The organism is Candidatus Kinetoplastibacterium oncopeltii TCC290E (assembly GCF_000340865.1).
Taxonomy (GTDB): Bacteria; Pseudomonadota; Gammaproteobacteria; order Burkholderiales; family Burkholderiaceae_B; genus Kinetoplastidibacterium; species Kinetoplastidibacterium stringomonadis.
The window spans coordinates 281,866-293,364 of the sequence record NC_020299.1; the positions used below are offsets into that span (position 1 = coordinate 281,866).

Genomic DNA, 11,499 nt, shown 5'->3' on the forward strand with positions numbered 1-11,499 from the left:
TTCATATTAATTTAACAAAAATAAAGTCTATATAGATGGAACTATTACAAATATCTGAGCCTAATGAAAGATCTAAGAAAATGATTCTTGGAATTGACTTAGGAACCACAAACTCTTTAGTTGCTTTTGTAAACGATAATGATATTCCGGAGGTTATATGTGACAATCTCAATAGATCATTATTTCCATCAGTTATTGGTTTTCTAGATAATGGTGAAATTTTAGTTGGTCATAATGCTTTGGAACCAAGTATAAATGAAGTAATATCTTCTTTTAAAAAGTTTATGGGAAGATCTTTTGATGACTCAAAATATTTGCATTCAACTTATAAAATATTAGATAAAGATGGTGTTTTAAAAATACACACTTCATACGGTGATTTTACTCCTTTAGAGATATCATCCAAAATATTAAGTCACTTGCATAAGCTAGCAGTAGATAAAATAGGAAAGGATGTTAAAGATGTTGTTATTACTGTTCCTGCTTATTTTAACGAAACTCAGAGACAAGATACTAGGGAAGCAGCAAGACTAGCAGGCCTAAATGTATTACGCTTGATAAATGAGCCTACGGCTGCTGCTATTGCTTATGGCGTTGATAATAATAAAGAAGGCACCTATGCAGTGTTTGATTTAGGTGGAGGTACTTTTGATATTTCTATTCTAAAATTAACTGATGGTGTTTTTGATGTTATAGCTACCTCAGGGGATAATGCGTTAGGAGGAGATGACTTTGATTTGGCAATTGTTAATCATGTTTTAAGCTTATTGCCTGATAATGAAGTAACTTTTGAGAAAAAAAAGAGTTTGATGAGAATAGCAAGAGAAACTAGAGAACATTTATCATGTAATGAATCATCAATGTTCTATTTGCCATCAGAAATCGGAAATACTATAGAAATAAGCAATGATATTTTCCATAACCTAGTAAATCATTTACTTATGAGAATATCTACATGTATAAAAAACTCATTATTGGATGCTAAATTAAGTACTAAAGATATTTCAGGGGTTATAATGGTAGGTGGATCTACTAGAATGCCTATAATACGTAATTTTGTAACTAAATACTTTAAAAAAGAGCCATTATTTAATCTTGATCCAGATAAAGTTGTTGCTATTGGTGCAGCTCTTTATGGTGATATATTATTGAATAGAGGATCCTTGAGTAAAGAATGGCAACTTTTAGATGTTACGCCTTTGTCGCTAGGCATAGAAGTTGCAGGTGGATTAGTAGAGCACATTATTCCTCGGAATAGTAAAATTCCTATTGCTCACTCTCAGGATTTTACTACCATGAAAAATGGACAATCTTCTATGAAGATACATGTTCTTCAAGGTGAAAGTAATTTAGTATCACAATGTCGTTCTTTAGCATATTTTGAATTAAATAATATTACATCTATGCCAGCTGGTCAGGCCCGTATTAACGTGACTTTTCAAATAGATGCTGATGGGTTGTTATTAGTATCAGCTAAAGAAGAGAGTTCTGGTTTGATATCAAGCATAAAAGTTAATAATTTAAGTAAAATGTCACATGATGAAATAAGAAGCCTGCTTTTATCAGAGAATTCCTCTTCAGAAAATAAAGAAAATTTTTCATTATCTTTCAAATTAAAGTCAAAACTAAGAGATTTATTAGAATCTATAAACACAATACTTAGTAAGGATTCTGATCTTATTAACGAACACGAATTATTTAATCTACAAAATAGAATTATTAATGCAAATAATATATTGAAAATATACAATGATAATTCTGAGATTATTAAGGATGAAATAAATTATTTTTCAGCTTTAAATGAGAATTTTCTAAAATTGAAAATTAATAAGTCTCTCAAAGAGGCTTTATTGTATAAAAATATTGAATAAAAATATATGTCAAAGATAACTATACTGCCTAACAAAGATATATGTCCAGAAGGTATTACTATAAATAATGCCCCTGAAGGGGTTTCTATCTGTAAGATTTTATTAGATAACAATATTAATATAGAACACGCTTGCGGTATGGTAGGAGCTTGTACAACATGTCATGTTATAATAAAGGAAGGATTTTTATCATTAGAAAAATCATCTGATTTAGAAGATGACATGCTAGATAAAGCCTGGGGTTTATCTTCAAATTCTCGTTTATCATGTCAATGCAAGGTTTCTAAATCTGATTTATCTATTGAAATACCTAAATATACAATAAATCATGCGAAAGAAAATATATAAAAAGTTATTTAACACATATCTAAGTTCTTAGATATGTGTTCTTAATAATTTTTATTATTTTTCTCTTAGATGAGGAAATAGTATTACGTCTTTTATATTTGATTTGTTTGTTATTAGCATTACTAATCTATCTATTCCTATGCCGCATCCACCAGTTGGTGGCATGCCATATTCCAAGGCTGTAATATAATCAGAATCAAAAAACATTTGATGATTTTCTTCTGAATTTTCATTTTTATTTTCAACTTGTTCTAGTAGCCTTCTTGCTTGTTCCTCTGGATCATTTAATTCAGAAAATCCATTTGCTATTTCCTTTCCCGCTATAAATAATTCAAATCTTTCCGTTATCTTTTTATCAATATCTGACTGTCTTGCTAATGGTGATGTCTCAATCGGATAGTCTATTATATAAGTTGGATCCCAAATTTTTTCTTCTGTTGTTTTTTCAAAAAGACATAATTGTAATTCTCCTAATTTGGAAGATTTTAAAAAATCCTTTGGTATCATTTTATCAATTAAATTTAGTTCTTCTTGTAAAAAAGCATAATCATTAAGTTGTTCTATATTATATTTCTTGTTATATTTGCAAATTGCACTACGTATGTTTAAGCGTTCGAATGGTTTTGATAAATTTATAGTTTTGCCTTGATAATCCAAATAATTTTTATTGTTTATAGCTATTGATATTTCACATATTAATCTTTCAGTGAAATTCATCATCCAATTATAATCTGTATATGTAGCATAGAACTCCATCATTGTGAATTCAGGATTATGTCTTGGGCTTATTCCTTCATTTCTAAAATTACGATTTAATTCAAATACTTTATCAAAACCACCTACTATAAGTCTTTTCAAATACAATTCAGGGGCTATACGTAAATACATATCCATATTGAGCGAGTTATGGTGTGTAGTAAATGGCTTAGCAGCGGCTCCACCTGGAATTGTATGTAGCATTGGTGTTTCAACCTCCATAAAACCTTCTTTAGACATGTGTTGTCTAATATTAGTTATTATCTTGCTACGCAATTCAAATGTTTTTTTTGTTTCTTCAGTTACTATCAGATCTATATATCTTTGTCTATATTTTATATTTGGATCTGATATGCCATGAAATTTTTCAGGTAAAGGTCTTATAGCTTTAGAAATCAATGATATTGATTTAACATTTATTGATAATTCTCCTTTGTTTGTTTTAAAGACTCTTCCTTCTATTGAAAGAATATCACCTAAATCAAACTGTTTGAAATCATTATAAATTTTTTCATCAACATTTTTTTTAGATATATATATTTGTATACGACCTGTACTATCTTGAATTGTTGAAAAGCTTGCCTTGCCCATAATTCTTTTTAACATCATTCGTCCAGAAATTTTAACTTGTACATCCTTCAAGTTAATAACATCCGAATCAAGATCTTTATAGTTATTAATAATATCTATATTGCTTTCAGTTGGAACAATATTATTGGGATATGTAAAACCTGTTTCTCTGTATTTATTAAGTTTTAAGCGTCTCTCTAGGACAAGTCTATTTTCTTCATGATCAGAATTTACAGTATCAGTCTTATTAGTCATAATTTTTCTTAAATAGTTTATTATAAATTTTTAAATTTTATTAAATACCCATCTTTAGACTTTCGTGAATGAATATATCTAAATCACCATCAAGTATCTTTTGTACATTAGATACTTCTATATTTGTCCTCAAGTCTTTTATTCTGCTTTTATCTAATACATATGAACGTATTTGATTACCCCATCCGACATCTGTTTTTGAGTCTTCTAATTTTTTTTGCTCTACTAATCGATTCCTCATCTCTAAATCAAATAGTTTCGATTTTAGCATTTTCATAGCTTCTGCTTTATTTCTATGTTGTGATCTATCGTTTTGACATTGGACAACTATACCGGTTGTGTTATGAGTAATACGTACAGCTGAATCAGTTTTATTGATATGTTGTCCTCCAGCTCCACTAGCTCTATAGGTATCAATTCTTAAATCAGCCGGATTAATTATAATATCAAAAGAATCATCTATTTCTGGATATACAAATATACTTGCAAATGAAGTATGTCTTCCTCCGGAAGAATTAAATGGGCTCTTTCTAACTAAACGATGCACACCTGTCTCAGTTCTTAAATAACCAAAAGCATATTCACCTATAATTCTAATTGTAGCTGATTTAATTCCGGCAATCTCTCCTGCTGACTCTGATATGAGCTCAAAGCTAAAACCTTTTGTTTCAGAATATCTAATATACTGCCTTAGTAGCATTGATGCCCAATCCTGTGCTTCTGTTCCACCTGCTCCTGATTGTATATCCAAGAAACAATTTAGTTTGTCAGTTTCATTAACAAACATTCTGCAGAATTCCATTTCTTTTATTTTATTATTAAATAGATCCAAATTATTCTCTATAGATTTTATTGTTTTAAAATCATTGTCTATTTCAGACATATAAAATAATTCAATGGAATCATTGATTTCGTTATGTAGTAGCTCTAAAGTATTGATAATTTTTTCTATATGTTTTTTCTCTTTATTTAGATCTTGAGCATAACCTATATTGTCCCATAAATTCGGGTCTTCTAGCTCGGAATTTATAATGTGTAATCTTTCTTGTTTTTTATTATACTCAAGATACCTCCGAAGATCTAATTCTCTTTGTGCGTAGTCTTTAAGACTTGTAATGATTTGATTTTTATTTTCTATATTCATTTATTAAACTCTCTTTATTCTAAGTATTTATTAATTAATAACATATTATATAAGTTATTAATTTTTTAATAGATAAGAGTATTTATATTACTATGTAATATTTTTATGTAAATTTTAAGTTTATAATTTTATTTACTGTATAAATAAGTTGGATCTTTATCCTATGATTTACTTATCATTAAGTTCGGATTTAAGAACTTAATTTTGAAAAAATAGTTTATTTTAGTAATTTATTGATATATTTTGAAGAATAAATAAAAATATGCCAATTGTTTATATAATTATTATGCATTATTTTTAATAAATTTCATTAACGTGTTCGTTCTAGAGAGTATTTAATGACGTATTCTGTGAAAGAGATTTTCAAAACGTTACAAGGCGAGGGATTTCATACAGGAAGAGCTGCTGTATTTTGTAGATTTACAGGTTGTAATTTTTGGAATGGCAATGATTTAGATCGTATTCATTCGGTATGTAAGTTTTGCGATACTGATTTCCTTGGTATAAATGGATTTAATGGTGGTAAATTTAAATCTGCTAGTTCACTTGCTAGAGAAATATCCAGAATATGGGGGGGAGATAATTTTGGTCGTTATGTAGTATTAACTGGAGGAGAGCCATTGCTACAAACTGATAGTGATCTATTAAGTGAGTTGCATAACAATGGATTTGAGGTCGGTATAGAGACAAATGGAAGTATTATGCCTCCTAAAGGTATAGATTGGATTTGTGTTAGTCCAAAAGATCTAAACCGTATGATTTTAAGAAAAGGTAATGAATTAAAGTTAGTTTTTCCTCAAGATGGAATCTGTCCAAATAATTTTGTTAATATGGATTTTCAGAATTTCTACTTGCAGCCAATGTATAGCGATGATCTAGCATCAAATATTAATTTAGCAGTTGATTATTGTAAAAAAAATCCAAAGTGGAGACTAAGTCTTCAGACACATAAATATATAGGAATACCATGATTTCAATCTCAAGAAAATTAGAATTTGATGCTGGTCACAGGATACCGAATCATAATGGTCAATGTAGTAATATTCACGGTCATAGATATTCTTTGATAGTGACACTAGAAGGAGAAGTTTCTAAATCATCTTCAAGTAGTGACTACGGTATGTTGATGGATTTTAATGATGTTAAGCTTTTAGCTTTAGAAAACATCATAAATATTTAGGATCATGCATTTTTGGTATCTAATGATGATTATGATATTCTAAATCTATTGAAATATTTGCCTAACAATAAGACTGTAATTTTGGATAAGGTTCCTACTGTTGAGAATTTGGCAATTATTGCCTATAAAATATTAAAACCTGTTTATAATAAGCATTATAAAAATAACTTGAATTTAAAAAAGGTTCTCTTATATGAAACTCCTAATTGCTGGTCAGAATATATTGAATAATACAGATTCAATAGGTTTCAATTTTGTTAAATGATTTTGATAAATCAATGCTTTCGCTAGCATTAGCGCAAGCAGAAATGGCTTACTGTAAAGGAGAGGTTCCTGTTGGGGCTGTTATAGTTAATAATTATAATGTACCAGTTTCTTTTGGTTATAATCGAACAATAACAGATAAAGATCCAACAGCACATGCTGAGATTATTGCAATAAGAATATTAGCTAATAAGCTTAGTAACTATAGATTAAATGGTATGAGTATGTATGTAACCTTAGAACCATGTGTAATGTGTATGGGTGCTATTTTCAATTCTAGGTTATCTAAAGTTATTTATGGAGCTAAGGATTTTAAAACTGGTTCTTGTGGTGGAGTTTTAGATATAACCACTATCAAAAAAATCAATCATCATACGACTGTTTTTGATGGCAGCTTATTGATTGATTGTAGTCAAATAATGAAAAATTTTTTTTATGATTTACGCAGAAAAAAGAAAATCAATCATAAGTAATCATTAATTCTATTAAAATTGATAATTATGAGAACTATTAATACTAGCTACAAATTTATAAATTTAATAAAAAAAAGTCGTTTTTTAGTTCAAGCAGTTCCAATCGATAGTGTTTCTGAGGCTAATAATTTTTTTTGCTCTAAACATGATAGTATTGCAAACCATAATTGCTGGGCTTATCGTGTAAACGATTTATATCGTTACTTTGATGATAAAGAACCTCGTGGTACTGCAGGTAGACCAATACTACAAGCAATAGATGATCTAAAACTAAATATGATTGCTGTATTAGTAACCAGATGGTTTGGAGGTATAAAACTTGGGAAAGGTGGCCTCATGAGAGCTTATAGAGATTCTGTTGTAGACTGTTTATCTAATTGCAATTTCATCGAAATAAAGGATACATTATTAATAAAATGTATATTAGAAGTTAAAGATATGCATATTATCTATAATATAGATAATAGTGTAGTTATTGTTTCCAATAATTTTAATAACAATAATTGTGAATTCATTATAAAAATTCAAAAAGATAAATTAGATTATATAAATAACACAATCAACAAGCTATCTAAAGGCAAGGCAATGTTACATTGCCTTTAGATATTAATGTTATAACAAATCTAAACATAAATTGCTATTTCTTTATTAAAAGACGAAAGAATAACTTATTATTTTTCATCTTTTGCATTTTGAATAAGCTCATTAATTTTATTAATACTAATAGATCCAGGTTTTGAGTATATTTGTTTTCTTTTATGGAAAATAATGATAGTTGGTATTGCACTTATCTTTAGTTCGGAAGCTAGATCTTTTTCATCATCTACATTCACTTTAGCAAATAAAGCTGAAGTGTTATTTTGGGCTGCATTTTCAAAGATAGGGGCAAAACTCTTGCACGGACCACACCAAGGAGCCCAGAAATCTATAACTACTGTATCGTTATTATCTATAGTTTCATTAAATATTTTTTTGTTTAATTCTATTACGCTCATTTATGTATCCTTTTTTATAAAATTGCTTATATCTCATTTTATATAATATCATTAATATGACCCTGCTATTTACTTATTGCAATAGTTTTATATAGTATAATATATTTGGGATAAAACACCTTTAGAGTACTATTGTCTTAGATTTATATGTTACTAGACAAAGTTTTACATTATAAGATGATGAAATGATAATTCTTGGTTTTGAAAGTTCTTGTGATGATACTTGTGTTGCAGTTTTTTCTACAAGTTTGGGATTGATTTCTAATGTTATTCACACTCAAAAAGATACACATATTGACTATGGTGGTGTAGTACCAGAGTTAGCATCTAGAGATCATTTGAGTCATATAGTTAGATTAACTAAAGAAGCTATGCTTGCTGTAGATTTAGATTTTCAAGATATTAATGCTGTAGCTTATACAGCTGGACCTGGCTTGTTAGGATCTTTAATAGTAGGATCTAGTTTTGCTAAATCTGTTGCTTGGTCTCTAAATATACCATCCATACCAATAAATCATCTAGAAGGGCATTTGCTATCTCCTTTAATTACAAATAAAAATTTAGAATTTCCTTTTATCTGCCTATTAGTATCTGGTGGCAATACAATGATTATTCTAGTTAAGAGCTTTTGTAATTATTTTGTTCTAGGCGATACATTGGATGATGCAGCTGGTGAGGCTTTCGATAAAATTGCTAAATTAATAGGACTAAGTCCTTGTAATGGTTTGGAATTATCGAAATTGGCAGATAATGGTGATAGTAGTTATTTTGATTTTCCAAGACCGATGCTAAAAACCAATGATTTCAATTTCAGCTTTAGCGGATTAAAAACATCTGTTATGTTAAAAATAAAAAAATTGAAATCAAATGATAGTTTTGATTATTCAACAAAAGCAAATATAGCAGCATCTGTGCAAGATGCCATAACTGATATACTTGTTCATAAAGTAATTCTTGCTGTTAAAAAGACTGGGATAATTAATGTTGCTATTGCTGGTGGAGTCAGCGCTAATAAATCTTTGAGAAGTAAATTGACTTGTGCATTAAATAGCATTGGTGGTAATGTTTATTTACCAAGTATAGAATTATGCACTGATAATGCAGCTATGATAGCATTCACAGCTGCATATAAAATAAAACTTGGTCTAGTTGATTTTACAAATATTTATGATTATCAACAAGTGAGATCAAGGTGGAGTATTGAAGATATAAGTAAATGAAAGATTAAATAATCATACGGCTTTCTGTGCCGTTTATTAGTCTCTTTATGTTTTCTTTATGTTTTAAGATTAACATTATGCTTAATACTAAAGTATATGCTAACATTTTCCAATCATAACCACATATCTTGTAAACTAAAAAATTATGGATTGTATATATGACAATAGTTGTTATAGAAGCTAAGGAAGAATATTTCCAAATATAAGCTGTTAATGTCCAAGATATTGCCGAAAATAATGATAGCAAAGGGTTTGTTGCAATTAATATACCAAAAAATGTTGCTATTCCTTTCCCTCCTTTGAAATTAGAAAATATTGAATACATGTGTCCTAACACTACAAATATAGAAGAAACATTCACTAATTTTGGATAAATTTCTCCATATATTATGCCTGTTATCTTTATAGCTATGAATCCCTTTGCCATATCTCCTAAAAGTGTTAACATGGCTGCTATTTTATTTCCTGTCCTTAGTACATTAGTGGTTCCAGGATTCCTTGATCCAAAATTCCTAGGGTCTTCTAATTTTAGAAATTTGCTTATTAAAATCGCAAATGGTATTGATCCAATAATATAAGAAGAAATAGATACTATAAGAAAATGAATATTTATGTAACTGTTATCTGTCATAATAATTTTTTTGATCTATAATCCTGGTTTAAGTATACAAGATAAGTAAATATATAATATCAACATGTATAGTATACTATTTTTAGGATAAAATTTTAATGCACATTTTAGTGTCGAATGACGACGGCTACTCTTCAACTGGCCTTAGGGCTATGGTTGATGTACTAGCTAATATAGCAGATATAACAGTAGTTGTCCCTGAATCGAATTGTAGTGGATCTTCAAATTCTATAACTCTTAGCAGACCATTAAGTGTTAATTTTGATTCGAATAATTATATGATTGTAAATGGTACTCCAACTGATTGTGTACATTTAGCTATGACAGGGTTGCTGGATAGTTTACCTGATCTCGTTATTTCTGGTATTAATAACGGAGCAAATCTTGGAAGTGATGTCTTGTATTCAGGTACTGTTGGAGCTGCAAGAGAAGCTTACATGTTTGGCATTCCTTCAATTGCAGTGTCTTTAGTTGAAAAAGGATGGGGAAATTTAGAACCAGCTACAATGATTTTGCGTAATATAGTATTAAATTTGATTAAAAATCCTTTTCAAGAGTCATTCTTATGGAATATAAATATACCTAATGCCGGCATAGATCACATTAATGGTATAAAAGCTACAAGAATAGGAAGGAGATATCCATCACAATTATCTACACAGCATAAAACCCCTCGTAATGAAATAGTTTATTGGATAGGACCAGTTGGTGAAATTTCTGACAAATCTGATGGAACTGATTTTAATGCCATATCTAATAATTTTGTCTCTATTACTCCATTAGAAATTGATTTAACCATAATGAGCAATTTAGATAAAATCAATAAATGGGTTGTGGATGTTTGAAATTATTATAGTAATTAAGTTATTCATATTCATATTAGATAGCTAATGATTTATATATTACGTATTACAAACATATCAACAAAGTGCATATTTCTTAGTATGTTATGGTTAATTTTACTAATTCCTGGATGTAGTAGAGAAGCAGTTAAATTTAAATGTGCTCCTATATTTGAAGTTTTTATTTGCGATAAACAATCTATAAATGCTTATATAGTTAAGCAAGGGGATAATCTATATAAAATAGCAAAATTTTACGATGTGGATATTGAGTCTCTAAAAAAAATTAATAATATAGATAATTCTTGCAAAATAAATACTGGTAGTTTGTTATATATACCTTTAAGAGATTACTCCTGTAAGGAGTCAATTGTTAAAAACATAATCGATGATGATATCTCTCAAAGTAGTACATATGAGCGTGCAATGTTTTGGGAATGGCCTTGTAGTGGACTAATAAAAGAATATTTTGATTCAAAAAATAGGGGTATAGATATATTTAGTAATATAGGAGAACCTATTTTAGCTGCTGCTAGTGGTAAGGTTGTGTATAGCGGTGATGGTGTTAGAGGGTTAGGGAAACTAATAATTTTGAGTCATGATGGAGGATTTATAACAGCATATGCTCACAATAGCAGACTTTTTGTTTATAATGGTCAAGAAGTTATAAAAGGTTATAAGATAGCTGAAATGGGAGATAGTGATTCTGATTTTCCAAAACTACACTTCGAGATTAGGAAAAATGGTTTGCCTGTTGATCCTTTGATTTATCTACCTAAATAATTAGACATATTATTGACAGATATTCATAAAGATTATTGAGTTTAAATATTACAAGCGTTGATTTTTCCTTAATACATTATCTTATTATAGTGAACTACATTTCTACTCTCAGATATTGGTATAATGATCGCAATATATCAATAGCTATATTAGTAGTCAGTATAGTA

12 protein-coding genes and 1 pseudogene are annotated in these 11,499 nt (G+C 28.9%); 9 read left to right on the plus strand and 4 right to left on the minus strand.

Annotated features, from left to right (window positions below; all coding sequences use genetic code 11):
- The first annotated feature begins 35 nt into the window (after positions 1 to 35).
- Both hscA and fdx read left to right on the plus strand, forming a co-directional pair.
- Positions 36 to 1,871 carry a Fe-S protein assembly chaperone HscA gene (gene hscA / locus CONE_RS01300; RefSeq protein ID WP_015396946.1) on the plus strand — a complete coding sequence of 612 codons (1,836 nt, stop codon included), beginning with the start codon at positions 36 to 38 and terminating at the stop codon, positions 1,869 to 1,871.
- Between the two features lie 6 nt (positions 1,872 to 1,877).
- Positions 1,878 to 2,219, plus strand: a complete 342-nt coding sequence (fdx, locus tag CONE_RS01305; protein WP_015396947.1) for an ISC system 2Fe-2S type ferredoxin — start codon at positions 1,878 to 1,880, stop codon at positions 2,217 to 2,219.
- Between the two features lie 54 nt (positions 2,220 to 2,273).
- On the opposite strand, the gene lysS is transcribed toward fdx, so the two are convergent.
- A complete protein-coding gene (gene lysS / locus CONE_RS01310) occupies positions 2,274 to 3,800 on the minus strand; it encodes a lysine--tRNA ligase (RefSeq protein ID WP_015396948.1) in 1,527 nt (508 codons plus the stop codon).
- Positions 3,801 to 3,840: 40 nt separating this feature from the next.
- A complete protein-coding gene (gene prfB / locus CONE_RS01315) occupies positions 3,841 to 4,944 on the minus strand; it encodes a peptide chain release factor 2 (RefSeq protein WP_015396949.1) in 1,104 nt (367 codons plus the stop codon).
- Positions 4,945 to 5,282: 338 nt separating this feature from the next.
- Between prfB and queE the strand changes: the two genes are divergently transcribed.
- The 4 genes and pseudogenes from queE (at position 5,283) to CONE_RS01335 (ending at position 7,464) form a co-directional block, all read left to right on the plus strand.
- On the plus strand, positions 5,283 to 5,915 hold the full coding sequence (gene queE / locus CONE_RS01320; RefSeq protein ID WP_015396950.1) for a 7-carboxy-7-deazaguanine synthase: 633 nt from the start codon (positions 5,283 to 5,285) through the stop codon (positions 5,913 to 5,915).
- Positions 5,912 to 6,355: pseudogene (locus CONE_RS01325) on the plus strand (6-pyruvoyl trahydropterin synthase family protein). Before queE ends, CONE_RS01325 begins: the two are co-directional and overlap by 4 nt.
- 47 nt (positions 6,356 to 6,402) lie before the next feature.
- Entirely contained in the window at positions 6,403 to 6,861 is a 459-nt protein-coding gene (gene tadA, locus CONE_RS01330) for a tRNA adenosine(34) deaminase TadA (protein ID WP_041862237.1), read from the plus strand.
- A 27-nt stretch (positions 6,862 to 6,888) separates the two neighbouring features.
- Positions 6,889 to 7,464, plus strand: coding sequence for a YigZ family protein (locus CONE_RS01335; protein ID WP_015396952.1), 576 nt, complete (start codon positions 6,889 to 6,891; stop codon positions 7,462 to 7,464).
- Positions 7,465 to 7,532: 68 nt separating this feature from the next.
- Here the strand turns inward: CONE_RS01335 and trxA are convergent, their stop codons facing one another.
- Positions 7,533 to 7,856 carry a thioredoxin gene (gene trxA / locus CONE_RS01340; protein ID WP_015396953.1) on the minus strand — a complete coding sequence of 108 codons (324 nt, stop codon included), beginning with the start codon at positions 7,854 to 7,856 and terminating at the stop codon, positions 7,533 to 7,535.
- A gap of 185 nt (positions 7,857 to 8,041) precedes the next feature.
- Between trxA and tsaD the strand changes: the two genes are divergently transcribed.
- Positions 8,042 to 9,076, plus strand: a complete 1,035-nt coding sequence (gene tsaD / locus CONE_RS01345) for a tRNA (adenosine(37)-N6)-threonylcarbamoyltransferase complex transferase subunit TsaD (protein WP_015396954.1) — start codon at positions 8,042 to 8,044, stop codon at positions 9,074 to 9,076.
- 4 nt (positions 9,077 to 9,080) lie between these two features.
- Here tsaD and plsY read toward each other — a convergent pair whose 3' ends face one another.
- Entirely contained in the window at positions 9,081 to 9,707 is a 627-nt protein-coding gene (gene plsY / locus CONE_RS01350; RefSeq protein WP_015396955.1) for a glycerol-3-phosphate 1-O-acyltransferase PlsY, read from the minus strand.
- Between the two features lie 98 nt (positions 9,708 to 9,805).
- Between plsY and surE the strand changes: the two genes are divergently transcribed.
- Together surE and CONE_RS01360 are read left to right on the plus strand one after the other, a co-directional pair.
- A complete protein-coding gene (gene surE, locus CONE_RS01355) occupies positions 9,806 to 10,552 on the plus strand; it encodes a 5'/3'-nucleotidase SurE (protein WP_015396956.1) in 747 nt (248 codons plus the stop codon).
- 99 nt (positions 10,553 to 10,651) lie between these two features.
- Positions 10,652 to 11,332 carry a LysM peptidoglycan-binding domain-containing M23 family metallopeptidase gene (locus tag CONE_RS01360; RefSeq protein WP_235043367.1) on the plus strand — a complete coding sequence of 227 codons (681 nt, stop codon included), beginning with the start codon at positions 10,652 to 10,654 and terminating at the stop codon, positions 11,330 to 11,332.
- The last annotated feature ends 167 nt before the right edge of the window (positions 11,333 to 11,499 follow it).